Source organism: Mycobacterium sp. (assembly GCF_035274705.1).
GTDB lineage: Bacteria > Actinomycetota > Actinomycetes > Mycobacteriales > Mycobacteriaceae > Mycobacterium.
The window spans coordinates 1-25,016 of record NZ_DATENY010000121.1; the positions used below are offsets into that span (position 1 = coordinate 1).

Here is a 25,016-nt window from a genome sequence, read left to right on the forward strand (position 1 = left end):
GTCCGCCTCTACTCGCGGGCCGCCGCCAAGGGACATGTCGCGCCGGTGGCGGTCTTTGTCGGCGGATACATCGTGCTGTGGGCGCTGGTTGGCATTCCGGCGTACTTCGCGTGGCGCCGGCTCAATGGGCCCCTCATGGAGGGCAGTCCATGGGCGGGGCGAGTCGCCGGTGCGGTGGCTATCGGTGCCGGGCTGTATCAACTCACGCCACTGAAGTCTGTGTGCCTGCGGCATTGCCGATCGCCGCTGTCGTTCTTCCTTCGCCACGGCAAGAACCTTGACCGTGCGACCGGAGCGTTCGTCGCCGGCGGCCGCCACGGCGTGTACTGCGTCGGCTGCTGCTGGATGTTGATGGCGCTTCTAATCGCCTTCGGCGCAATGCAATTGGCGTGGATGGTGATTTTCGCGGTGCTGATCCTACTCGAGAAGGATGCGCCGTTCGGTGAAAAGCTCGCCCGTGTGACCGGGGTCGTGCTGCTTGTTTTGGGTGTCGTCCTTGTCGTCAGCCCATCATTCGTTACCCGTCTCATCTGATCGAAAGGCACACCATGACAACGACCGAACAACGCACGCGGTATCACCTCAAGGGTCGCGGATACGAGTTCTGCAACTGTGCGCCCGGTTGCGGGTGCAATTTCCACGGTTTCCCGACGTCGTCGGACGGAAGCTGTCGGGCGATGGTGGGCAACCACATCCTCGAAGGCTCATGCGGTGACGTCGACCTGTCGGGGGTCAAGGCGATCGCGGTCATCGACTGGCCGAAGGCGATTCACGACGGCGACGGCAAGGCGGTGTTCATCGTCGCGCCGGAGACGACCGACGAGCAGGTCGGCTGCCTGTCACAGATCTACACGGGCCAGCTCGGTGGTGACCCGTGGGGAATACTCGGTACGACGTACGAGGTCGCCGGGCTGGTGAAGGCGCCCATCAGTTTCGACGGGGCCGGCGTGAAGGCGACGATGACGGCCGAGGGCGTCGGTCGCGCCGCCGGTGACAGCTTCAAGAACCCCGTGACCGGTGAGCCGCACCAGGCCCAGATCGTCCTGCCGGATGGATTCATCTGGAAGAAGGGCGAATGCGGAATTGGGACTTTCCAAGTCGAAGCGGAAGGTGTTCGGCTCGACTTCACCGACACGAACTGGATCTACTACGAATTCGACTGGTCCAACGGCTGACCATTCCCGCGAGCAGACGTAAAGTGCGCCAATTCTCCGGCGTGTCGGGGTCCTTTGCGTCTGGTGAGCAATCCACAAAGACCTCTTTATCCACAGATCATCGGCGGCCACTGTCGGGTGGGTGACACGGCGGACATTCTCGAGATGTGTTCATCGACGAGGTCTTCGCCGCGAGCTGCGGTCTGGCAACCAGGGAACAGTTGCTTTCGGTGATATCGCGGAAAATGCTTGCCGCTCACCTGAAGGCGGGTGCAATCATCCGGGTCTGGCATGGCATTTATGCGTTGAGTCCCCCCGACGCGCTCGGCCGACTTGCGGGGCTGGATTTGATGACTGGCAAGGCGATTGTCGCGTGCATGGGCACGGCCGCACAGCTGTACGGTTTCGACACCGAGAGGGACGAGCGGATTCACATCTTGGATCCCGGCGTTCGAATGCGACCTACTCCCGGCCTCATGGTGCATCAACGAGTCGGCGCGCCGTTGCGACGCGTCGAAGGGCGGCTGGCGACGGCGCCGGCATGGACAGCGGTGGAAATTGCACGCACACTTCGGCGTCCTCGCGCATTGGCGACGCTCGATGCTGCCCTGCATTCCGGGGCGTGCACATCTGTTGAGCTCAATGCAGCCATCCGCGAACAAAGGGGAAGGCGTGGCATCGTCAAGGTACGAGACCTCATGGAGTATGTGGACGGTCAGGCAGAGTCACCGATGGAGAGCGAAGCGCGACTGGTGTTCATTGAGGGCGGACTGCCACTGCCCGAACTCCAATACGAAATTGTCGATCGCTGCGGGGATCTGTGGCGGGTGGACTTCGCCTGGCCAGAGGCCATGGTGGTGGCCGAGTACGAGAGTATGGAGTGGCATGCCAGTCCTGAGGCGCTCAAACACGACCGCATCAAGACATCTCGGCTCCAGGAATGTGGCTACAGCGTCGTACCGATCGTCGTCGATGATGTGCGTCGCAAACCTTTTGACCTCGTGGCACGGATCTTCTACCACTTGGACCGTGCTGAGTTGGCCGGGTGACCAGACGCAAAAGGCACCAACACGCCGAGGAATTGGGGCACTTTACGTCTGCTCGCGCTATTTAGGTGGCCTGCAGGCCGGGATCTCCCCTTAATCCGAACACCTCGCGCATCGCGGCGATCGCGTCGGCGTCGCCGTGGAACTTCACCCGCCGCAGCGCGGCCTTGCGCTCGGCGGCTGTCGCTGCCATCCGTGCGGTGATCAAGTCGGCGGCCGTTGCGGTCACCGTTACCGCCGGCGCCCCCTGACCGGCGGTTAGGCCACCGGCGTCGACCGCGAATTCGAAACGCCGGTCGTCGATTTCGATGCGATACGACGCCTTCAGGTCGCCGGCTACCGCAGGCTCGACTCCCAACAAGATGCCCGCAAGGAATCCGTTCAGCGGCGTCAGCGCGCTTTCGTCCGGCACCACCATGTCGAGACCGAACGTCGCGATCGCCTTCACCACCGGCAGCACTTTGCGCCACCCCGTCTCGCTGAGGGTGTAGACGGTCCGGGCAACCGGCGGCGGGAGTTCCTCGCGATCGACCAGACCGGCCTCCTCGAGCTCGCGAAGGCGATCGGCCAGCAGGTTGGTGGCGATACCGGGCAGCTGCGCGCGCAGGTCACCGTATCGGCGGGGTCCACCGATGAGCTCTCGCAAGATCAGCAGCGTCCATCGTTCGCCAAGCACGTCGAGGCCTTTGGCGATGGGGCAGTTCTGCTGATAGCTCCTTGGCACGGGAATAACTATACCACTCAGACAAGTATCTAGTCATAATGCTTGAAAAACTTGTCTTAGAGGTTTACGGTCATGTCTATGAGTACCCGCACTCCAGTTTTCAAAGATCACCCGATCGCCGCGCTCGCCTTCATCTGCCTGAGCGTCTTCGTCATCAGCGTCGACGCCACCATCGTCAACGTCGCCCTGCCTACGCTCTCGAAAGAACTCGACGCCGACACCGCGCAACTCCAGTGGATCGTGGACGCCTACACCCTGGTCATGGCCGGTCTGATGTTGTCGGCAGGTAGCCTGTCCGACCGCTTCGGCCGTCGCGGCTGGCTCAGTTCCGGCCTCGCCCTGTTCGCGTTGACGTCCGCTGTTGCGGCTCAGGCCGGATCGGCCGACGCGCTGATCGCCGCCCGCGCCGCGATGGGCGTCGGCGCCGCGGTCATCTTCCCGACCACGCTCTCGCTGATCACCAACATCTTCGTCGACCCGGTAAAGCGGGCCAAGGCCATCGGACTATGGGCCGCAATGGTCGGCGTCGGCGTGGCTGCAGGCCCGATCACCGGCGGCTGGCTGCTCGAGCACTTCTCGTGGGGCTCGGTGTTCATGGTCAACGTGCCGATCGCGGCCGTCGCCATCATCGGCGGCCTCCTGTTCGTGCCGACCTCGCGCGACCCCTCCGCACCGTCTATCGACGTGCTTGGCCTGGTCCTGTCGTCGATCGGCATCACCGCGCTTGTCTACACCGTCATCGAGGCGCCCAACTGGGGATGGACCAGCGCACGCACCGCGCTCGGCTTCGGCGTCGCGATCGTCGTTCTCGTGGGATTCGCACTGTGGGAGCGCCACAGCTCCCATCCGATGCTGGATGTGTCGGTGTTCCTCAACCGGCGGTTCTCCGGTGGCAGCCTCGCCGTCACCGCGGGCTTTCTGACGTTGTTCGGCTTCATCTTCGTCATCACCCAGTACTTCCAATTCATCAAGGGCTACAGCGCATTCGAGACAGGCGTCCGGCTCTTGCCGGTCGCGATCTCGATAGCCGTCGCCAGCATCGCCGGCCCACGGATCGTGGAACGCATCGGCACCACCGCAGTTGTCGTCGCAGGCCTGGCCATCTTCGCGGCCGGGCTGGCATGGGCATCCACCGCCGACGCCAACTCGCCCTATATCCAAATCGCCATGCAGATGGTGCTTCTCGGCGGCGGACTCGGCCTGACCACGGCACCGGCCACCGAATCGATCATGGGCTCGTTGTCCGCGGACAAGGCAGGCGTCGGTTCGGCTGTAAACGACACCACCCGTGAACTCGGCGGCACCCTCGGCGTGGCGATCGTAGGCAGCGTGTTCGCCTCCATATACACCGGCCGGCTCGGCGCCAATGCGGCCGTGTCTGCGCTGCCCGAGCAGGTGCGCGCCACCATGGAGCGCTCGATGGCCGCGGCGCAAGCCGTCATCGGCCAGCTGCCACAACCAGTCATCCCCGATGTCCGCGCGGCCGTCAACGCCGCATTCCTCGACGGCATGCAGATCGGGTCGCTCGTTTGCGCCGGGATCGCGCTGGCGGCGGCGATCGTAGTGGCAATCATGCTGCCCGCGCGGGCACCCCAAACCGTCAAAGCCATTGCGGCCCAGCCCGAGGCGGTGTGCGCATGAGCTACACCGACACCTGGACCGACGGCCACGGCACGATTCAGTACTTCACCCGATCCGACGGTTCCCGTCTGCGCTACTACACCGCAGGCAGCGGCCCCGCGCTGGTACTGCTGCACACCATCCGCACCCAGCTCGACTACTTCCACCGGGTCATACCGCAGCTGTGGGATGCGTACACCGTCTACGCGCTGGACCTGCCCGGGATGGGATGGTCGGACATCGTGCCTGGCGCCCACTATGGGGAGCCGGACCTACGCGCCGCGGTGGTCGAGTTCGTCGCCGGCCTCGATCTGCGCGACGTCACCCTGGCCGGGGAATCGCTCGGTGGCGCGCTGGCGCTGCAGGCATCGGTTGACCTGAAGGATCGCGTCGCTCGGGTCGTCGCTTTCAACAGCTACGACTACCCGAGCGGGCTCGAACGCGGCAACTGGTTCGCCCGCTTCATCATCGGCAGCGTCCGCATGCCTGTCCTCGGACCGCTGTTCGCCATGATGGAGAACCAGCCGATCATGAGGGGCGTAATGCGCGGCGGCGTCGTCGACAAGACCACGCTGCCCGACGAATTCGTTGCCGAGCTGCGGCGCAGCGGACGCCGCAGGGGATATGCGCGAGTGGCTCGGGCGGTCTATCGAAGCCTGAAGGGGTTCGAGAACGCACGCGATCGCTATCAGGACGTGTCGGTGCCGGTAACCCTGGTTTACAGCGAGCAGGACTGGTCACGGCCGGCCGAGCGCGAACACGTCGCACGCCTGCTGACCGAGGTCGAGCGCATCACGCTGCCCGACACCGGCCACTTCTCCGCGCTCGAGCAGCCCAACGAGATGACCAGAGTCTTACGGCGGACGAATTGACCGTGTACCGCGTGCCAGGCTCCTAGACTCCGGCACGTGGATGCCGACTACATCGTCATAGGAACGGGCTCGGCCGGCTCGGTCGTGGCAAACCGACTCAGCGCAGACCCGTCCATGCAGGTGCTCGTGTTGGAAGCCGGTCCTCGGGACAAGGACAAGTTCATCCACATCCCCGCCGGCTTCGCCAAGCTGTTCCGCAGCGACATGGACTGGAACTACCTGACCGAACCGCAAGAACAACTCGACGGCCGCGAAATCTATTGGCCTCGTGGCAAAGTGCTCGGCGGATCCTCGTCGATGAACGCGATGATGTGGGTGCGAGGTTTTGCCGCCGACTACGACGAGTGGGCGGAGCATGCCGGCGACCAGTGGAGCTACGCGAACGTCGAGCCCTACCTCAACCGTATCGAGACTGGGCCGCTGACGATTTCGCCTCAGCGCAGCCCCCGGTCGTCAACCGCCGCGTGGCTCAAGGCCGTACAGGAATGCGGACACGACGGGTTCATCGAGACCCGCGTCACGCAACGCAGAGGTGCTCGGTGGAGCACCGCCGACGCGTACCTCAAACCGGCGCTGCGGCGGCAGAACTTGACATTGCTCACCGAGGCCACCGCGACGCGGCTCCTATTCGATGAAAAACGCGCAACCGGTATCGAATTCAACAGGGCAGGCGCCCGGCAGGTGGCCAGAGCGCGCCGCGAAGTCGTCCTGTGCGGCGGCGCGATCAACAGTCCGCAGCTGTTGATGCTGTCGGGCATCGGTGATCGCGAGCAGTTGCGCGAGCACGGCATCGACGTCGTGGCCGATTCCCCTGATGTCGGGGACAATCTGCTTGACCACTTGGTCGTCCCGCTCGGCTTCGACGTGCCCAACGACACGCTGTTCGCCGCCGAGAAGCCATTGCAGCTGATCAACTACCTGGTGCGCCGCCGCGGCATGCTCACCTCGAATGTCGGCGAGGCGTACGGGTTCGTCAAGAGCCGGCCGGATCTCGAACTGCCCGACCTGGAGCTGGTCTTCGCTCCCGCACCGTATTTCGAGGAAGGTATCGGCGACCCCTACGACCACCACGCTGTCGTGATGGGGCCGATCCTGCTCAAACCGCGCAGCGCAGGCACGATCACACTGCGGTCCGCTGACCCGGCGGACAAGCCGCTCATCGACCCCCGCTACCTCACCGACGAGGCGGGAGCGGATCGTGCGGCGTTGATCGCGGGCCTGCGGATGTGCGCGACGATTGCACAGTCAGCGGCGCTCAAGGATGTGATCGGCAAGGTCGCCAGGCCCCTCGGAGCGACCAACCTCGATGAGGAGACCCTCGAGCGGGCGCTGAACTCGTTGTCGCACACCCTTTATCACCCTGCGGGCACCTGCCGGATGGGCAGCGACGACGCCAGCGTGGTCGACCCGCAGCTGCGGGTACGCGGTGTCGAGGGGCTGCGGGTCGCCGACGCGTCGGTGATGCCGACGATCATCCGCGGACACACCCACGCGCCGACCGTGCTGATCGGCGAGAAGGCCGCCGACTTGATCCGGGCCTGAACCCGAGCTCAGTCCGCCAAGGCCAACACCTCGTCGAAGCCGTCGACGAGGCAGTCGTGGAAGACCTCGTAATCGGGGATGGCGCCAGTATCGACGTTGATGCCGAACGCGCATACGTCAACGTAGGTAAGAAGCGTGATGTTGACCGCCGCGCCGACCGTCGGGCCGAACGCGTACTGATCACGAACCCGCGCACCGCCAAGGAAGACCGGCACGGGAATGCCGGGCACGTCACTGGCGACGAAGTCCACATGGCGCAAGATTGACCCGATGTACCAGCGAGGCATCAGGTTGAGCACCCCGGCTATCAACTGAGTGTGCGGCAGTGACCGTTCGTGACGCACATTGCTTGCGCGCCGGTGGATCTCGCGGATCCGCGCTGATGGATCCGCCAGGCCTGCGGGTACATCGAACCGCATCAGGGTGATCCGGTTGCCTCCCATTTCGTCGGTCTCGCTGCGCAGACTGATCGGCATCGTCAAATGAAGGTCACCGATCGCGACACCGTGTTTGTCGTGATAGCGGCGTAGGCCCCCGGCCACTCCGGCGACGAACGCGTCGTTCAGCGCGCCACCGCCGCGGTGTGCCGCCGCGCGTAATTTGGGCATCGGCACCTCGTGGACGCCCAAATGGCGGACCAGGCTGCGACGCTTCATCAGCGGCGATCCGGTGCGGCTCAACGGACGCACGGTTCGATAGACGGAAGCCGCTGTGGCAGTCGCCGAGGCGACGGTCGCGATCGGACGGCGAATTCCGTTGTACAGCAAGCCCGGTGCAGACTTGAAAGCACTCGTGAGCGCCGTACCGGCCAATCCGGCGTCATAGCGGGCCGTGTCTCCGTAGCCGCGCAGCCACGACGATTCAGAGGCTTCTGGTTGAGCTGGCAAGCGACCGCGGCGGCGTGGTAGCTCGTCGAGGTCGAACAGGGTCATCCCGATCTGAACGCCTCCCACACCGTCCGTCAACGCGTGGTGGAACGTGCACAGCACGGCGGCTCCGCCGTCGGCTAGTCCGTCGATCAGGGTGGCCTTCCACAACGGCCGGGCGCGATCGAAGTCCTCCATCTGCGCCAGCCGGGCCATCTCCAGCACCGTGTCGAGCGTGCCGGGTTTCGGGGCGGTCACCCGCCGGATGTGGAAGTCGAGGTCGAAATCGGGGCATTGCTCCCATCGCGGGGGCGCCGGTGGCGGCGACGGTACGACCCGTTGCCGGAACATGGGCAGGTTGCGACTGGCCAGGTCGAACCGGTCGCGTACCTCATCCCATTCCGGTGATCGGTCGAGCATGATCATGGTCACCACAGTTGATCTCAGCCGTGGATCGCTTTCCATTGCCCAGGTGAACGCGTCGGTGTTGCGCATGAAATCGGTCATTGTGTGCTCCCGCTCACACGCTATGACCGCGGCCCTGCGTCGTCATCTCTGTTGACCCGTCCGAGGACTTTGTGCCTTAGAAGTCGCTACCGAGGTCACAGACGAACGTCCTAAAAGACCGCGGCGCGGGGCAGAATGAGGATTGATGACGATGAACGCCAAGCGTCGCCGAGCGCACGACAAACTGGCAGCGTTGCCGGGTGTGCGGCCGGTGCGCAGGCCCGTACGGCCGGGCAGCGACGAGCAGTTCGACCTCTACTACGTCCGCACCGGCCGCAAGTCGGCGCATCCGCTGGTGGTCATCCCCGGCGGCCCAGGTGCAGCCTCGATCGCGCTCTACCGGGGCTTTCGCCGCCGCGCCGCGGCCGACGGTCTGGACGTGATCATGATCGAACACCGCGGCGTGGGGATGTCCCGCCACGACGACGGCGGCGCCGACCTGCCGCCTGAAGCATTGACGATCGAGCAGGTCGTCGACGACGTGGCCGCTGTCCTCGACGACGCCCACGTCGACAAGGCCCTCGTCTACGGAACCTCCTACGGGACCTATCTCGCCGCGGGGGTCGGGGTGCGGCACCCCGCGCGGGTGCACGCGATGATCCTTGATTCACCGGTGTTGTCGGCGAACGACATCGTCGCGGTGCGCGAGGCCACCCGCCGCGTGCTGTGGGACGGCGACAGCTCGGAGACGGCCGGGCTTGCGCCCAAGGTGCGCCGGCTGGTCGAGAACGACGTGCTGACTCCGACGGCCGCCCAGCTCGCCATAGCGGTCTACGGTTTCGCCGGGCCGGGGGTGCTGCAGCTCCAACTCGATCTGCTGCTGGCCGGCCGCCGGTGGTTGTGGTCGGCGCTCGGGCAGGCCGCCCGACTCCTGTTCGAACGCAAGTCGCCGTACCGCAATGAGCCCGATCTGGTCGGCCGGATCGGCTATCGCGAACTGAACTACGGCGCGGTGCCCGATGGCAAACCGCTCGATCAGGCGGTTGCATTTCGTGAGTTTGCCACTGACACAACGGAGTTCGAGACAGAACCCTTTGACTTCGTCGCCGAGATGCCCAACTTCACCTGGCCGACCGTGGTCATTTCAGGCGGCCGCGATCTGATCACCCCGCCTTCGGTGGCCCAACGGATTACGTCTTTGATCCCCGGCGCTGTGCTGGTCAACCTCGCGACCGCCGGCCACAGCCTCATCGACCTACGCGAACGGGCGGCGCTGGACATCGTCAAGGCGGTGTACGACGACGCAATCGGCGGTCTGCCGGCTCGCGCGAACAAACTGGACTCGACGCCGGGTGGGCTCGCGGTGAGGCTGCTGGTGTGGGGCATCGCGGCGGCGGCGGTCCTCGAGCAGGCGCTGCCCGCCGCTGTGCCCCGCACCGTGCAGCGCGTTACTGCTTCATGAAGCCGATCTTCGTGTAATCAAGATCGCCCAGGCCCGCGGGTCCGAAATTGGCCAGCGAACTGCGCACCGCGACGTTTCCGGTGCTCTGAAACAACGGCAGGCTGAAGCCTTCCGCCCAGATCAGCTTGTCGAGTTCGTTGGCAAGCACCCGTGCCTTCTCCGGATCGAGTTCGTCGAGCGTCTCCTCAATCTTCGCGTCGATCTCGGGGCTGCCGATCTTGCCGAAGTTGCTCTCGCCTTGCGAGGCGTATATCTGCGTAAGTGACGAAAGCGCGAACGCGTCGCCAGCCCAGGCGAATTGGGCAATGTCGAAGTTTCCGACGGTGACGTAATCGGTGAACAGGGTGCCTCCCCGCGCGGTGACCAGTTCGAGCTTCACCCCGATCTGCGCGAGGCTGTTCTGGGCGATCTGGCCGATCTGTTTGGTGGTCTGGGCGTCGTAGTACACGTCGCGGACGACCAATTGACGCCCGTCCTTCTCGCGGAACTGCCCGTTCATGCGCCAGCCCAACGCGTCTAGCTCCTGCTTGGCCTTCTCCGGATCAAAAGCGACGACTGCGCTGTTGTCCTGGTAGCCCTTCTGGCCCGCGACGTAGATGTGATTGTTCAGTGGCGCCGGCTTGTCAGCCAGTCCGCGTTGTGACACGTTGGCGATGGTCTGCCTGTCAATCCCTCTGGAGATGGCCAGCCGCAACGCTTTGTCCGCCAATATCGATCCGGGCGCGCCGTTGAAGGTGAAGTGGTACCAACTCAACGCTGGAGCGCGTCTAATCGAGATTCCCGCTGTCCGCCTTGCGATTTGCAGCTCGTCGAGGGAGGCCAGGCCGGTGGCGTCGATGGTGTTGTTCTGCAGGGCGGGAATGCGCGCGGCGTCGTCGAGCACCAGGTAGGTGATGCTGTCCAGCAGCGGCGGCGTTCCCCACCATTTCAGGTTGCGGGTTAATGTAATTCGCTGAGCCGTCCGGTCAACTGACGAAACGATGAACGGCCCGGCTGACGGCCCGGGTCCGTTCAGCTGACCCTTGTTGAAGGCCTCCGGGGTCGCGGTCATGCTCTTGGGTAGCAACATGCCATTTCCGGCGAACATGGCCCGCCAGTCGCCGAACGGTTTGGCGAATGTGATGACCGCCTGACGATCGTCGACCCCGCGGGTCACCGAGGCGACGCGCTCGCTGCCGTTGGGGCTTGCGAAAGCGAACGCCTTGTCCTTTCCGCTGGTCGCGTGGATTTGTGCGGCGATGTCTTCCCAGGTGATCGGCGTACCGTCGCTCCACACCGCCTTTGGGTTGATGGTGTAGGTGGCGACCTGCGGATTCGTGCCTGTCAGTTCGACATTGGTGAAGTAGTCATTGTTGACGGTGGTCGAGCCATCTGGCGCTATGCGAAAGGCGCGCGGCATAGTGGCCCGCAACATCGCCGCGCCGAAGCCTTCGCTGTCGATGTGCAGTGGGTTGAAGTTGGCAGGAAACATTGGCAGTGACAGCCGCAGGTTGCCGCCCTGCTGCAGGGCGGACACCGGCTGTGGGTTGATGTCGTTGGTCGCGCCGATCTCCGCGGATCCGCCTGCCGACGGTGTCTCCTTGTTGCCGCCTGAGCAGGCGGTCAGCGTCAAAGCGGCGACGAGGGCAGCTATGGCGAAGTGGCGGATCTTCATGGCGACAGACGTTACCTGCGATTCGGGTCGGGTTGCGGTACTGCGGCAAGCAACCGGCGGGTGTATTTGTGCTGCGGGTGCGTGAACACCTGATCGCCGTCACCATGCTCGACGATCTTGCCCTTGTACATCACCGCCACTCGGTGGGCGAGATGTTTGACGACCGACAGGTCGTGCGACACGAATAGATAGGACAAGCCGAACTGCTCCTGCAGGTCCAGTAGCAGGTTGATGATGCCTGCCTGAATCGACACGTCCAGTGCCGACACCGGCTCATCAAGGGCCAGGATCTTCGGCTGTAGTGCCAGCGCCCGCGCGATACCGATGCGCTGCTTCTGTCCGCCGGAGAACTCGGCCGGATACCGGCTGGCATCCTCGCGGCGCAGCCCCACGATGCCCAGGAGCTCGGCCACCCGCTCATCGGTGCGGGTCTTGTCAAAGCCGTTGGCCTGCAACGGTTCGGCTAGAACGTCGAACACCGGCAGCCGCGGATCAAGCGACGCGACCGGGTCCTGGAACACCACCTGCAGGTCGCCGCGCAGCGCGCGTCGGGCACGCCGGTCAAGCGCCGCGACGTCGGCGCCGAGCACCTCAATCGAACCCGACTGCGGCGCCGACAACTCCAGGATCTGGTGCAGTGTCGTCGACTTGCCCGACCCCGATTCGCCGACGATGCCGAGCGTGCGGCCCTGCTGCAGCTCGAAGCTGACACCGTCGACCGCACGCACCTCGCCGACCTGCCGGCGCAACACGACGCCCTTCGTCAGCTTGTACGTTTTCGTCAGATCCTGCACCCGCAGCACTAATGGGCCGTCGGCGTCCGGCGCTACTGCCGGCGGCTCGGTGGACACGCCGTAGATCTCCGCTGCGCTCCGGCCCACCACCTGGTCTGTGCGGATGCATGCCGCGCGGTGTCCGGTGACGACTTCGAGCAGTTCCGGCTCCGCGGCACGGCAGGCGTCGATCGCGAGCGGGCAGCGCGGCGCGAACGGGCAACCGGCAGGCAGCGCCGCCATCGACGGCGGCGCCCCCGGTATCGGTACGAGCCGCGCCCCTTGCGCTGCGTCCAGCCGCGGCACGGATCCGAGTAGCCCTGCGGTGTAAGGCATTCGGCGGTCGCGGTACAGCACGTCGACATCCGCTGTCTCCACAGCGCGGCCCGCGTACATCACCAATGCGCGGTCGGCGAATTCGGCGACCACTCCTAGATCGTGGGTGATGATCAGCACACCCGCCCCTGTGACGTCGCGCGCCTTCTTGAGTACCTCGAGGATCTGCGCCTGCACCGTGACATCCAAGGCGGTCGTCGGCTCGTCGCAGATGATCAGGTCGGGGTCGTTGGCGATGGCGATCGCGATGACGACGCGTTGGCGTTCTCCACCGGAGAGTTCGTGTGGGAAGGAGCGGGCCCGGCGTTCGGGCTGGGCGATGCCGACGAGTTCGAGTAGTTCGACTGCGCGGGCGCGGGCGGCACGCTTGCCGATGCCGCGGTGGTGAACCTCCAGCGCCTCGGCGATCTGATCGCCGGCGGTGTAGACAGGTGTGAGCGCCGACATCGGGTCTTGGAACACCATGCCGATGGACTTGCCACGGATTTGCGACATCTGGTTGTCCGACAATCCCAGCAGTTCGTCGCCATTCAGCCGAATCGACCCGGACACTTCGGCGTATTCGGGCAGCAGCCCGGTGATCGCCATCGCGGTGGCGGACTTGCCCGAGCCGGATTCACCGACGAGCGCGACGACCTCGCCCGTGCCGACGTCAAAGTTCATGCCGCGCACCGCATTTACCCGCTCGGTATCGGTCGGGAAGGTTACGGCCAGGTCGGTCACCGATATTAAACTCACTTGCGGCGCCTCCGCAGCGGCCGGGCGCTGGGATCCAGCGCGTCACGCAGGCCGTCGCCGACGAGGTTCGAGCACAGGATGATCAGCACGAGCACACCGGCTGGGAACAGGAACACCCACGGGAACGTCGTCACCGATTTGGTGCCGTCGGCGATCAGTGTCCCGAGTGACACATCGGGTGGCTGGATGCCGAAACCCAAGAAGCTCAAGCCCGTTTCGGCGAGCACCGCAACGCCGACGTTCAGTGCAGTGTCGATGATGATGATGGACGCGACGTTCGGCAGGATGTGGCGCACGATGGTCCGCCAGCTGCTCACGCCCATATACCGTGCGGCCGCGACGAATTCGCGCTCGCGCAGACTCATTGTCATGCCGCGCACGATGCGGGAGCTGATCATCCAGCTGAACGCGGCCAGCAGGACGATCAGCCAGACGATGTTGCCCTTCGTCCGCTGCACCACGATTGTGATGAGCAGAAAGCTGGGCACTACGAGCATGAGATCGACGATCCACATCAGGGTGCGATCGCGCCAGCCGCCGAAGTAGCCCGCGATCGTTCCCACTGTCGCGGCGATGATTGTGGAGATGAGTGCCACACAGACGCCGATCAGCATGGATTTCTGCATGCCGCGCAGGGTTTGGGCGAGCAGGTCCTGGCCCAGCGCGTTGGTGCCGAACCAGTGGTCGGTGGTCGGCGGCTGCTGCAGCGAGTAAAAGTCGAGATCGGTGTAGCTGTAGGGGAGTGTCGGTGGCAGTGCGTAGCAGGCGATGAACAGCGCAACCAGCAGTAGCAGTGAGACCACGGCCGGCTTGTTGCGCATGAATCGGCGGCGCACGAGCGCGCGACGCGATGCGAACCGGGCGACGTCGACCCCTGATTTGGCGGTTGTTGTGGTGTCTGTGGTGACCGGTTCGCTCATCGCACTCGAACCCTTGGATCGAGCGCGGCGTAGATAACATCGGACAGCAGCCCGGCCATCAGGATCATCACACCGGAAAAGAGCGTGATCGCCGCGACGATGTTTGTGTCTTGGGTCGCGACGCCTTGAATGAACCACTCGCCTACGCCGTGCCAGCCGAAGATCTTCTCGGTGAATACCGCACCGGTGAACAGACCGGCGACGCTGTAGGCGAACAGCGTGGCCATCGGGATCAGCGCGGTGCGCAGCCCGTGTTTGAACAGTGCGTGGCGCCGGGTCAGTCCCTTGGCACGCGCCGTGCGGATGAAATCTTGGCCGAGCACGTCGAGCATCGCGTTTCGTTGATACCGGCTGTAGCCGGCGATGGCGCCCAGCGCCAGCGTGAACGTTGGCAGGACCAAATGCTGTACGCGATCGACGAATTGGTTCCAGGCCCCTCCGATCGCATCAGGTGAGGTCTCGCCGGTGTACTCGAACAACTGCACGCCGAGCACCGAGTTGACCCGAAGTGCGGCGAGGATCAGCAGGTTGGCGATCACGAATACCGGGGTGCTGATCACCAATAGCGACAAGACGGTGATGACGCGATCGGACAGGTGGTACTGCCGGATCGCACCCCACGCGCCGACGACGACGCCAATCACGGTGCCAAGGACTGAGCCGATGACCAACAAGCGCAGGCTGACGCCGATGCGCCGCCACAACTCATCGGTCACTGGTTGTCCGCCGATGGTGGTGCCGAAGTCACCATGCACCACTCCCGCGACCCAGTGTCCGTAGCGGATCGGTATTGGCTTGTCGAGACCCAGCTCGGCGGACTTGGCGTCGATCACGGCCTGCGGGGGCCGCGGATTGCGCTGCAACAGGCTGTCGAGCGGTTTGAACTGATGCGAGGCCAAGGAGAACGTCAGGAACGAGGCCACCGCCAGCAGCACGATGTAGTTCAGTAGCCGCCCCATTAGGAATCGCGTCATGGGCGACGTCCCGGAGCGGCCTGCATGACGCACAGGGTATGAGATGGGCTCCGCAGTGGCCGGTTCTTGCAGCTGCGGCGTGGCTAGAGAATTCCTACCGGCGCTTAAGCCCGTTTCCAGTTTCGGGGCGTTGAATCAGTTTCACCTGCAGGTTTACCGGGTCGCCTCGCCGTCGCGGCGGCATCGACAAACATCAGGAAGTGTGGTGTTCCAAACATGGATTCTCCTAAGCGCAACAACGTGAAACTGCTCGGCGCGGTCATCGGCGGCAGTGCCGCGATAGCCATGGGTGCGATGACCGTGGCCGTCGTTCAAGAAGCCGGCCCTGCCGATGCCGCCAAGTCGACGACCATGACGATCGGTTCGACGTCCACCGAGACGACACCATCGGCCGTCGAGGCGACGACGATGGCGGCGCCGGCGCTGAAGGGCCCGGCCGCACTGCCGACCGAAGAGCAGGGGCCTGCCGCGCCATAGCCTTCGGTTCGCCATATTTCACGGGTGAGCGCGTGCCAGCGCCCACCTAGGTACTTCGCACGTCCAATCCAGGGTTTTCACAGTTTCGTCGCATTCACTAGCTCCCACCTGCACGTTTGTCGGTTCGCCGCTCGAACCGACTCATGACAGAACGGAGCAAACGCAGTGAATGAAACCAGGCGAACCAATGTGAAGATGCTGGCGGCCGTGATCGGCGGCTGCGCCGTGGTGGCGATGGGTGCGCTGACCATGGCGATCACCCACGAACAGGCGGGCCCGGCCACGGTAACCAGCTCGGGGATGACCGTGGGCGCCACGAGCACTCAGGAAACCCCGCCGGCCACGCCTGAGACCACGGTTGCGGTACCTGCGGTCAAGGCCACGCCCTTCGGGGGCGCCGGCTCCTAGCGCCGCGTTTCACCTCTGACCGCTTCGGTTACCCAGGCAGACGAGGGGTCGACGGCCGACCCCTCGTGAACTGTTCGAGGGGCCGTCCCGCGAGGTGAGACGGCTAACCAGAGACCGAATGGTCACGGCGACGACACCTTCGGGATTCGCGACCCCGTAGCGGCTAGTGGTGCGGCGGCCCACCTGGACTGATGTTGGACACTGTGGCCGTCTGACCCGTACGTGTCGCGCGGACGATCACCTCGTCGTTGACCGCGAACGGTGCTTGGGCGCTGCTTGCTGTCGGCGGGATGACGTAGGTCTGACTGAAACCGTCTTCGCTGCGCACGGTGACGGATTCCGGTGAAATGGCAGTCACCGTGCCGGACTGAGTCAACTCCGTGGTGTAGCCGCCCGCGTGGTCAGCCGCGACGAATTCGCCGTGTAGCGACGGCGGGCCAAACGTGCCCGGCCCGCTCACGGCCCCGCCGGGTCCGGACCGTTGACCACCTGGTCCGCCGGGGCCGCCGCCAAAGGGCTGATGGGCCCCGCCCAGGGAATGGGAATTTCCCTCGGTCGCGGCGTAGATCGCGGCGCCGCCGAGCCCGGCGATCACTGCGGCCACGCCGACGGCTACCGCGGTCTCGCGCATGCCCCATCGCCGAGGTGAGGGGTCCGGTGCACCCCAGACCGGCTCTTCTGTTGCTAACTGATCGGTGGTCATGCCGACCACACTGCAAGCGCTAGATGTGTGTTGGCTGTGTGTCAGTTCAGGGTTGGGTATGTCCACGGGTCTTCTCAGCCAACACATAGAAAAAGCACAGTCGGTGCCCACTGCCAGCCCGAATAATGAGGCCGTGGCCGGTCCCGTCAATGACAGCGATCCCGCGCGCGTCGTCATGCGCAGGGCCGATGGCAATCCGATTCATGTCCTCGTCGTCGACGACGAACCCGTGCTGGCCGAGCTCGTTTCGATGGCACTTCGATACGAGGGCTGGGAGATCGCCACGGCGGGCGACGGCGCTTCTGCCATCGCGTCGGCCCGGGAGACCCCGCCCGACGTCGTCGTCCTCGACGTGATGCTGCCGGACATGAGTGGGCTTGACGTCCTGCACAAGCTGCGCGAACAGATCCCCGGCCTGCCGCTGCTGCTGCTGACCGCGAAGGATTCCGTCGAGGACCGCATCGCTGGTCTGACCGCCGGCGGCGACGACTACGTCACCAAGCCGTTCAGTCTCGAAGAAGTGGTGCTGCGCTTGCGCGCGCTACTGCGGCGCACCGGCGTGACGAGCGAAACCGGCGGGGCCAAGATTGTGGTCGGCGATCTGGTGCTCGACGAGGACAGCCACGAGGTCACCCGCGGCGGCGACGTGGTCTCGCTGACGGCGACCGAGTTCGAGCTGCTGCGGTTCATGATGCGCAATGCCAAACGCGTGCTGAGCAAGGCACAGATTCTCGATCGGGTGTGGAGCTATGACTTCGGCGGCCGGTCCAACATCGTCGAGTTGTACGTCTCCTATCTGCGCAAGAAGATCGACAGCGGACGCGAGCCGATGATCCACACGCTGCGCGGTGCCGGATATGTCCTCAAGCCAGCACGCTGAGGTTGGCCGCAGCCGGATTCGTTCACCGCGCACATGGTCGCTGCGGGCACGACTGCTTGCCACCCAAATCGTTCTGCTCGCATTGGTGTGCGCGGCGATCGGAGTGGGTACCGAGCTTGCGCTGCAAAGCTTTTTGACCGACCAACTTGACGATCGGCTTGCCGAAACCAGCCATCGATCGGTGGGCATATTCGAGTTCGGGCCTCCGCCGCCGCCCGGCTTCCCGGGCGCGCCGGGATTTCCGCGACGCGTCATCATTCGCAACGACTTCGGACCCGGCCCTGCCTTCCTGAACGCGCCCGGGCAGGCAGCGCGAACGGTTGGTGCGGTGGTCTCGCACGGCACACCCGTCGACGCCGGAGTCATCACCGCTGACGGCACCCAGACCGAAATCAGTTCGGCCGCAGCGCAACAGCTCGCGGCCGTCACGCCTAACGACAAGCCGACAACGGTGGAACTCGACGGGCTTGGTCGCTACCGCGTCATCGCCATGCACGCACGCGGGGGCCCCGGCGAGACCATCGTGACCGGGTTGCCAACCTCCGACGTGGACGACACCTTGCTGTCGGTGGCAGTGATCTTCTGCGTGGTCGGGGCCACCGCGCTGATCGGCGGAACCACAGCAGGCATTCTGATCATCCGCCGCCAACTCGCCCCGCTCGCAAAGGTTTCCGATGCGGCCAGGCAGGTGGCCGACCTCGAACTCGATACGGGTGAGGTGCGCTTGCCCACGCCGATCGTCAAGGTGGACCCGGCTGCCGCGCATACCGAAATAGGCCAGCTCGGTTCCGCGCTGAACCGCATGCTGGACCGCATCGCGGGCGCGCTGTCGGCGCGGCATGCCAGTGAGACGCGCATTCGTCAGTTCGTTGCCGACGCCAGTCATGAGTTGCGCACGCCGCTTGCCGCGATTCGTGGCTATACCGAACTGGCCCAACGTAAACGGGATGACCTGCCCGACGACGTCGCGCACGCGATGAGCCGTGTGGAATCTGAGACCGAACGGATGACGCACCTCGTCGAGGACATGTTGCTGCTCGCACGGCTCGACACCGGTCGGCCGTTGGAGCGCAAGCCCGTGGACCTGTCCCGTCTTGTGGTGGACGCTGCCAGCGACGCGCACGTGGCGGGCCCGGACCATCAGTGGTCGCTGGACCTGCCCGACGAGCCGGTCGTCGTGGTCGGCGACGAAGCCCGACTGCATCAGGTGCTGGCGAATCTGCTTGCCAATGCCCGGACTCACACGCCGCCAGGCACGTCGGTCACCACATCGCTTGCTGTCGACGACGCCGGCTGTGCCGTGCTGACGGTCGCAGACGACGGTCCCGGCATACCTGAGTGGCTGCGACCGGAGATCTTCGAGCGGTTCGCCCGCGGTGATTCGTCGCGGTCCCGCCGCGGCGGCAGCACAGGGTTGGGCCTGGCGATCGTCGCCGCTGTCGTCAGGGCCCACCACGGCACCATCGACGTGCAAAGCGTGGCGGGGAAGACGGAGTTCGTGGTGAAGCTTCCGGCCGATTCACAGGCGAGCCACAGCGAATCCAAATCCACCACCTAGCCCGCTCAACGAAACTCTTGGGGTGCCGACCCTGGTTTTTCCCGTTGAGCTGGGCCCACGCGCCAGCGGGGGAACGCAAAGGCCCCCGACACGCCGGGGTTTTGGGGCACTTTCCGTCTGCTCGCGCGTGGGATTGGGCGTGCTGCTCGTCGCGACTGCCGTGCTGTACCTGTGGAACCTGTCGGCAAGCGGATGGGCCAACGCGTTCTACTCGGCGGCGGCGCAAGCTGGTGCGAGCGACTGGACCGCGATGTTGTTCGGCTCCAGTGATGCAGCCAACGCCATCACCGTCGACAAGACACCCGCGGCGCTGTGGATCATTGACGTCTCGGTGCGGCTGTTCGGCCTGAATCCGTGGAGTGTCCTCGTGCCGCAGGCGCTGGAGGGCGTCGGCGCGGTCGCACTGCTCTACGCCGCGGTCCGAAGGGTCAGCGGGCCAGGCGCGGGGCTGCTGGCCGGGGCGGTGCTCGCACTGACGCCGGTGGCGGCGTTGATGTTCCGGTTCAACAATCCCGACGCCCTGTTGGTGCTAATGCTGGTGGCCGCCGCGTATTGCGTGCAGCGAGCGTGTGAAAAGGATGCCAGCCGTTGGTGGTTGATCGCTGCGGGCATCGCCGTCGGCTTCGGATTCCTCGCCAAGATGCTGCAGGCCTTTCTGGTGTTGCCCGGCTTCGCCGCAGCGTATCTGGTGGCGGGTCACCGGCCGCTGGGGCGCCGAGTGGTTGACGTGCTCGCAGCGACCGCAGCCGTCGTGGCTTCCGCTGGTTGGTATCTGGCGCTCGTCGAGATGTGGCCGGTGTCGGCGCGCCCCTACATAGGCGGCTCACAGCACAACAGCATCGTCGAACTAGCCTTGGGCTACAACGGCTTCGGTCGTTTGACCGGTAACGAGCCCGGCGGCCTTGGCAACCTCAACTTCGACGTCGGCTGGGGCCGCCTGTTCGGCAACAGTATGGGTCAGGACATCGCATGGTTGCTGCCCGCGGCGATCATCTGTATCACGGCGGGATTCGTCATCACCCGCCGCCCACAACGGACCGATGCGACACGGGCCGCGTTGATCCTCTGGGGCGGCTGGCTGGCGATCACGGCGGTGGTGTTCAGCTTCGCCAACGGCATATTGCATTCGTACTACACTGTTGCGCTCGCACCGGCGATCGGCGCTGGCATCGGTATCTGCGCAACCCTGTTGTGGCGCAAGCGAACCGACCTTTGGGCGGCGACGGCGCTGTCTGGCGCAGTCTTGGTCACCGCCATTCTGGCTGCGGTGCTGCTGGCGCGCAACGGCGAGTGGATGCCGTGGCTGCGCGCGGCCGTCGCGGTCGGGGGAGTGGGGGCAGCCGCATTGCTCCTCGTGGCCGGACGGCTGACAAAACCGGTCGCACGCGCGGTGGCCGGGGTCGCCGTCGTGGCGTGTCTGGCCGCGCCCGCGGCCTATTCGATCGCGACAACGGCCGCCCCGCACAGCGGCGCGATACCGTCGGTCGGGCCGTCGGGCCACGGTTTCGCCGGGCCGGGCGGACTGCTGGACTCCCCGAAGCCCGGTCAGGCGCTGACGGCCACGCTGAGCGCAAATGCAACCGACTTCACCTGGACCGCGGCCGTGGTGGGCTCCAACAACGCAGCGGGCTATCAATTGGCCAGCGGCGCACCGGTCATGGCGATCGGTGGGTTCAACGGCACCGACCCGTCACCGACACTCGACCAGTTCAAAGCCTATGTCGCTCAGCGGCAGATCCACTACTTCATCCGCGGCACGATGAACTTCGGCCGCTGGGGCGGCGGCGGGACCGGTAGCCATGAGGCCGCCGACATCGCCGACTGGGTGGAAACCCACTACACCCCGCAAACCGTCGATCGCGTGCTCGTCTACGACCTCACGCAGCCGGGTCGCAACTCATAGCTGAGGCATAGCTTCAGCCAACGGGTAACACAAGCTGCACCTCGACCATGAGTGTTATGACAGACATCGTCCTCGAGCGCGACACCACCTGGCGGCACCGCACCCACTTCGAATCACGGCCGAACGCCGCGCTCGCGGCCCGCGCCGCAGGAGTGCCCGTGCTGGACGTGGTGGTCCCGGTGTACAACGAGCAAGCCGCCCTCGCGGATTCGGTGCACCGGTTGCACCGTCACCTTCGGGACCACCTCCCCTTTCCGGCACGGATCACGATCGCCGATAACGCCAGCGTCGACGACACGCCCCGGATCGCGGCCGAACTGGCAGCCGAACTCACCGACGTTCGGGTGGTCCGGCTCGAGGAGAAGGGCCGCGGCCGTGCGCTGCGCGCCGTGTGGTCCACGTCGGATGCGCCGGTGCTTGCATACATGGACGTCGACCTGTCCACGGACCTCGCCGCGCTCGCGCCGCTGGTCGCGCCCCTCATCTCCGGTCACTCCGACCTCGCGATCGGCACTCGGCTGGGCCGCGGTGCCCGAGTGGTGCGCGGACCCAAGCGGGAAATCATCTCCCGCTGTTACAACCTCATCCTGAAATCCGCTCTGGCCGCTAGGTTTTCTGACGCGCAGTGTGGATTCAAGGCGATCCGCGCCGACGTCGCGCAGCGCTTGCTGCCGCATGTCAGCGATACCGGATGGTTCTTCGATACCGAGCTGCTGGTCCTGGCGGAGCGCAGCGGCCTGCGCATCCACGAGGTTCCGGTGGACTGGGTCGACGACCCGGACAGCCGGGTCGACATCGTGGCGACAGCGACTGCTGACCTCAAAGGCATCGGCCGGCTGCTCCGGGGCTTCGCCAACGGCTCGATACCGGTGAACATGATTGCGGCACAGCTGGGTTCGTCGAAACGCTCGGCCGCGCCCGGGTCGTTGTTCCGCCAAGCCGTCCGGTTCGGCGCCATCGGCGTCGTGTCGACCGCCGCCTACGTGGCGCTGTTCATGATCATGCAGGGCTGGGCCGGAGCGCAGGCGGCCAACCTGATCGCGCTGCTGCTCACCGCGATCGGCAATACAGCCGCCAACCGGCGGTTCACCTTCGGTGTGGGGGGCCGATCGGATGCCGGCCGTCATCACGTCGAGGGCCTCATCGTGTTCGCGATCGCACTGGCCATCACCAGCGGTGCGCTCGGCGTGTTGCATGCCGTCGTCGGCCAACCGCATCACCTGGTCGAGCTCGCGGTGCTGGTGCTCGCCAACCTCGTGGCAACCGCGGTGCGGTTCGTGCTGCTGCGCGGCTGGGTATTTCACCCGGGCCGGTCCCGCTGACTTCCCTTCAACACAAAGGAATCGATTGATGACGATCACTGCAGACGCGCGGTCGCACTTGAGCGACGCGCCGCAGGATCCACCTGGCCAAGAAGGCAGGCTCAGCCGCCTGGTTTTCGGCGACGGGTCCCAGCCGCGCTGGGTTCGACCCGCGTTGCTGACGTTGTTGGCGGCCACCGCCGTGCTGTACCTGTGGGGCCTCGGTTCGTCCGGCTGGGCCAACGAGTACTACGCGGCCGCGGCGCAGGCAGGCACGCAAAGCTGGAAAGCGTGGCTGTTCGGCTCGCTGGACTCCGGCAACGCCATCACGGTCGACAAGCCACCCGCGGCGATGTGGGTAATGGCGTTGTCCGGCAGACTGTTCGGCTTCAGCGCGTTCACCATGCTGCTACCGCAGGCGTTGATGGGCGTCGGCACCGTCGCGCTGCTGTACGCGACGGTTCGCCGCAGTAGCGGCCCTGCGGCAGGCCTGATCGCCGGCGCTGTCCTGGCGCTGACGCCGGTGGCGGCGCTGATGTTCCGGTTCAACAACCCGGATGCCTTGTTGGTGCTGCTGCTGGTGGCTGCCGCCTACTGTGTGGTGCGGGCGACCGAGACGGCGAGCACCCGCTGGATCGCGTTGGCAGGCTGCGCCGTCGGGTTTGCGTTCTTGACGAAGATGCTGCAGGCGGTCCTGGTCGTTCCGGCTTTCGCGCTGGTGTTCCTGGTCGCGGCGCCTGTCGGGCTGTGGAAGCGCATCGGGAAACTGCTCGTCGGCGCCGTGGCGATGATCGTTTCGGCAGGCTGTTACATCGCACTGGTCAGCTTGTGGCCCGCGAACTCGCGGCCTTATATCGGCGGTTCGACCGATAACAGTCTGCTGCAGCTGGCGTTGGGCTACAACGGGATTGACCGCATCGCCGGCCGTAGTGGTTCCGGCGGAGGCGGCCCCAGCGGTGGCGGGCACGGCGGTGGCAACCTGTTCTTCGGCGGTGAACCTGGCATCTATCGGCTGTTCGGTCAGTCGATGGGTGTCGAGGCGTCCTGGCTGTTGCCTGCGGCACTGATCGGTCTCCTCGCGGGGTTGTGGTTCACCCGGCGCACTTCGCGAACTGGAACCGTTCGTGCAAGCCTGCTGCTGTGGGGCGGTTGGGCGGTGGTGACCGGCGCGGTGTTCAGCTTCATGGACGGCACGATTCACCCGTATTACACGGTGGCGCTGGCTCCCGCCATCGCGGCACTCGTCGGAATTGCGGCGCGAGAGCTGTGGCGCGGCAAGGACTTTCTGACATCGCGAATCGTGCTCGCGGCGATGGCCGCGACGACTGGTGTGTGGGCGTTCATCCTGCTCGACCGGACGTCGGACTGGCTGCCTGCGTTGCGCTGGATTGTGCTGGCCGGATCCGTCGTCGTCGCGTCCGTGCTGGCGGTCGGTGCGCACAAGCTCGGCTGGTTGACGGCCGTAGTAGCCATCGCCGCGGCACTTTTCGGGCTTGCCGCGCCGACGGCGTTCGCGATCGACAACGTCATGCACTCACACAGCGGCCCCGGCACCACGTCGGGTCCGGCCCGCGAAGGCGGGTTCGGTGCCGGCCCGGGCGGACCTGGAGGAGGGCCGGGCGGTGGCGGACCGGGAGGTGCTCAAGCCGACAACGCGGCGCTGGCCCAGCTGGTCGAGGGTGCGGACAACCGCTGGGCGGCAGCCACTGTCGGCTCGTTCACCGCGGGCAGTTTCGAGCTCAAGACCGGCGCGCCGATCATGGCGATCGGCGGGTTCAGCGGCTCGGACAACTCGCCGACGCTCGCACAGTTCCAGACGTATGTCACCGAGGGGCAGGTGCGGTACTTCATCCCCGGTAATCGCCAAGGCCCGCCGGGAGGCAAATCGGGTACCGCGAGCGAGATCACGGCGTGGGTGGAGCGGAACTTCACTGCAGTCAATGTCGGCGGCACCAGCGTCTACGACTTGACCCAAATACGGTGAGCTGTAGGGCGCCGTCGCTATCTATTCGCGTTGATTTTCTATAGCCACATCGACCGTTGTCGGGGCTATCGTCGCGTCAGGCCATCGAGGAGGTCCCCATGTCCGTGACCGACGAGTATCTGAAGAACAACGAGGCGTACGCCAGCACATTCAAAGGCCCGCTGCCGCTGCCGCCGAGCAAGCACGTTGCCGTGGTGGCGTGCATGGACGCCCGGCTCGACGTCTACCGCATCCTTGGCCTGGGCGACGGCGAGGCGCACGTCATCCGCAACGCCGGCGGCGTCATCACTGACGACGAGATCCGCTCGCTGGTCATCAGTCAGCGGTTGCTCGGCACCAAGGAGATCATCCTGATCCACCACACTGATTGCGGCATGCTGACTTTCACCGACGATGAGTTCAAGCGCGCCATCCAGGACGAAACCGGCATCAAGCCGGAATGGGCGGCTGAGGCGTTCACCGATCTAGCAGTAGATGTGCGTCAGTCGCTGCGCCGCATCGAGGCCAGCCCGTTCGTCACCAAGCACGAATCCCTGCGGGGGTTCATCTTCGACGTCGCGACCGGCCGGCTCAACGAGGTGAAGCTCTAGGAGCGCCTCATTCACCAGGCGGCACAACGGCTTTTCGAACCACCACCCATGCTCACAGGTGGGCACGTCGGAGAATCACTGGCG

At 65.3% G+C, this 25,016-nt stretch carries 22 protein-coding genes; 15 read left to right on the plus strand and 7 right to left on the minus strand.

What is annotated here, in order from left to right; genetic code table 11:
* The 3 genes from VJV41_RS25655 to VJV41_RS25665 all read left to right on the plus strand — a co-directional run.
* The coding region (locus VJV41_RS25655) for a DUF2182 domain-containing protein (RefSeq protein ID WP_325338551.1) at window positions 1-534 on the plus strand (534 nt) is incomplete at its 5' end.
* Window positions 535-548: 14 nt separating this feature from the next.
* Window positions 549-1,175, plus strand: coding sequence for a DUF1326 domain-containing protein (locus tag VJV41_RS25660; RefSeq protein WP_325338552.1), 627 nt, complete (start codon window positions 549-551; stop codon window positions 1,173-1,175).
* A gap of 146 nt (window positions 1,176-1,321) precedes the next feature.
* Window positions 1,322-2,203: a type IV toxin-antitoxin system AbiEi family antitoxin domain-containing protein gene (locus VJV41_RS25665; protein WP_325338554.1), complete on the plus strand. Its 882-nt coding sequence runs from the start codon at window positions 1,322-1,324 to the stop codon at window positions 2,201-2,203.
* Window positions 2,204-2,264: 61 nt separating this feature from the next.
* Here VJV41_RS25665 and VJV41_RS25670 read toward each other — a convergent pair whose 3' ends face one another.
* The gene (locus tag VJV41_RS25670; RefSeq protein ID WP_414685055.1) at window positions 2,265-2,924 is read right to left on the minus strand and encodes a winged helix-turn-helix transcriptional regulator; all 660 of its coding nucleotides are present in this window, start codon (window positions 2,922-2,924) and stop codon (window positions 2,265-2,267) included.
* 78 nt (window positions 2,925-3,002) lie between these two features.
* On the opposite strand from VJV41_RS25670, the gene VJV41_RS25675 reads away from it, so the two are divergent.
* From VJV41_RS25675 to VJV41_RS25685, 3 genes are read left to right on the plus strand one after another with little or no spacing between them, the layout of a single operon-like run.
* Entirely contained in the window at window positions 3,003-4,565 is a 1,563-nt protein-coding gene (locus tag VJV41_RS25675; RefSeq protein ID WP_325338556.1) for an MFS transporter, read from the plus strand.
* Window positions 4,562-5,416 carry an alpha/beta hydrolase gene (locus VJV41_RS25680; RefSeq protein WP_325338558.1) on the plus strand — a complete coding sequence of 285 codons (855 nt, stop codon included), beginning with the start codon at window positions 4,562-4,564 and terminating at the stop codon, window positions 5,414-5,416. The genes VJV41_RS25675 and VJV41_RS25680 overlap by 4 nt, the downstream gene beginning before the upstream one ends.
* Before the next feature lie 36 nt (window positions 5,417-5,452).
* Window positions 5,453-6,958, plus strand: a complete 1,506-nt coding sequence (locus VJV41_RS25685) for a GMC family oxidoreductase (RefSeq protein ID WP_325338559.1) — start codon at window positions 5,453-5,455, stop codon at window positions 6,956-6,958.
* An 8-nt stretch (window positions 6,959-6,966) separates the two neighbouring features.
* Here the strand turns inward: VJV41_RS25685 and VJV41_RS25690 are convergent, their stop codons facing one another.
* Window positions 6,967-8,331 carry a wax ester/triacylglycerol synthase domain-containing protein gene (locus tag VJV41_RS25690; protein ID WP_325338560.1) on the minus strand — a complete coding sequence of 455 codons (1,365 nt, stop codon included), beginning with the start codon at window positions 8,329-8,331 and terminating at the stop codon, window positions 6,967-6,969.
* A gap of 145 nt (window positions 8,332-8,476) precedes the next feature.
* Between VJV41_RS25690 and VJV41_RS25695 the strand changes: the two genes are divergently transcribed.
* Entirely contained in the window at window positions 8,477-9,733 is a 1,257-nt protein-coding gene (locus VJV41_RS25695) for an alpha/beta hydrolase (RefSeq protein WP_325338562.1), read from the plus strand.
* Here the strand turns inward: VJV41_RS25695 and VJV41_RS25700 are convergent.
* The 4 genes from VJV41_RS25700 to VJV41_RS25715 are packed head-to-tail and all read right to left on the minus strand — an operon-like array spanning window position 9,720 to window position 15,128.
* Complete coding sequence (locus VJV41_RS25700) at window positions 9,720-11,387, minus strand: ABC transporter family substrate-binding protein (RefSeq protein WP_325338564.1); 1,668 nt, start codon at window positions 11,385-11,387, stop codon at window positions 9,720-9,722. The two genes, VJV41_RS25695 and VJV41_RS25700, sit on opposite strands and share 14 nt — an antisense overlap.
* Before the next feature lie 11 nt (window positions 11,388-11,398).
* Window positions 11,399-13,234, minus strand: a complete 1,836-nt coding sequence (locus VJV41_RS25705; protein WP_325338566.1) for an ABC transporter ATP-binding protein — start codon at window positions 13,232-13,234, stop codon at window positions 11,399-11,401.
* On the minus strand, window positions 13,231-14,154 hold the full coding sequence (locus VJV41_RS25710; protein WP_325338568.1) for an ABC transporter permease: 924 nt from the start codon (window positions 14,152-14,154) through the stop codon (window positions 13,231-13,233). Before VJV41_RS25710 ends, VJV41_RS25705 begins: the two co-directional genes overlap by 4 nt.
* On the minus strand, window positions 14,151-15,128 hold the full coding sequence (locus VJV41_RS25715; protein WP_325338569.1) for an ABC transporter permease: 978 nt from the start codon (window positions 15,126-15,128) through the stop codon (window positions 14,151-14,153). Before VJV41_RS25715 ends, VJV41_RS25710 begins: the two co-directional genes overlap by 4 nt.
* 216 nt (window positions 15,129-15,344) lie before the next feature.
* On the opposite strand from VJV41_RS25715, the gene VJV41_RS25720 reads away from it, so the two are divergent.
* Window positions 15,345-15,605, plus strand: coding sequence for a hypothetical protein (locus VJV41_RS25720; RefSeq protein WP_325338571.1), 261 nt, complete (start codon window positions 15,345-15,347; stop codon window positions 15,603-15,605).
* A 165-nt stretch (window positions 15,606-15,770) separates the two neighbouring features.
* A complete protein-coding gene (locus tag VJV41_RS25725; RefSeq protein ID WP_325338573.1) occupies window positions 15,771-16,013 on the plus strand; it encodes a hypothetical protein in 243 nt (80 codons plus the stop codon).
* Window positions 16,014-16,176: 163 nt separating this feature from the next.
* Here VJV41_RS25725 and VJV41_RS25730 read toward each other — a convergent pair whose 3' ends face one another.
* Window positions 16,177-16,716: a hypothetical protein gene (locus tag VJV41_RS25730; protein WP_325338575.1), complete on the minus strand. Its 540-nt coding sequence runs from the start codon at window positions 16,714-16,716 to the stop codon at window positions 16,177-16,179.
* A 175-nt stretch (window positions 16,717-16,891) separates the two neighbouring features.
* Between VJV41_RS25730 and VJV41_RS25735 the strand changes: the two genes are divergently transcribed.
* The 6 genes from VJV41_RS25735 (at window position 16,892) to VJV41_RS25760 (ending at window position 24,932) form a co-directional block, all read left to right on the plus strand.
* Window positions 16,892-17,596 (plus strand): response regulator transcription factor, encoded by a 705-nt coding sequence (locus tag VJV41_RS25735; RefSeq protein WP_325338627.1) that lies wholly within the window; start codon window positions 16,892-16,894, stop codon window positions 17,594-17,596.
* Window positions 17,574-19,154 (plus strand): HAMP domain-containing sensor histidine kinase, encoded by a 1,581-nt coding sequence (locus tag VJV41_RS25740; protein ID WP_325338577.1) that lies wholly within the window; start codon window positions 17,574-17,576, stop codon window positions 19,152-19,154. The genes VJV41_RS25735 and VJV41_RS25740 overlap by 23 nt, the downstream gene beginning before the upstream one ends.
* 133 nt (window positions 19,155-19,287) lie before the next feature.
* A complete protein-coding gene (locus VJV41_RS25745; RefSeq protein WP_414685057.1) occupies window positions 19,288-21,057 on the plus strand; it encodes a glycosyltransferase family 39 protein in 1,770 nt (589 codons plus the stop codon).
* 47 nt (window positions 21,058-21,104) lie between these two features.
* On the plus strand, window positions 21,105-22,379 hold the full coding sequence (locus VJV41_RS25750) for a glycosyltransferase (protein ID WP_414685056.1): 1,275 nt from the start codon (window positions 21,105-21,107) through the stop codon (window positions 22,377-22,379).
* Window positions 22,380-22,407: 28 nt separating this feature from the next.
* Window positions 22,408-24,342: a glycosyltransferase family 39 protein gene (locus VJV41_RS25755; RefSeq protein ID WP_325338582.1), complete on the plus strand. Its 1,935-nt coding sequence runs from the start codon at window positions 22,408-22,410 to the stop codon at window positions 24,340-24,342.
* Between the two features lie 98 nt (window positions 24,343-24,440).
* Window positions 24,441-24,932 carry a carbonic anhydrase gene (locus VJV41_RS25760; protein WP_325338583.1) on the plus strand — a complete coding sequence of 164 codons (492 nt, stop codon included), beginning with the start codon at window positions 24,441-24,443 and terminating at the stop codon, window positions 24,930-24,932.
* Window positions 24,933-25,016 lie beyond the last annotated feature (84 nt).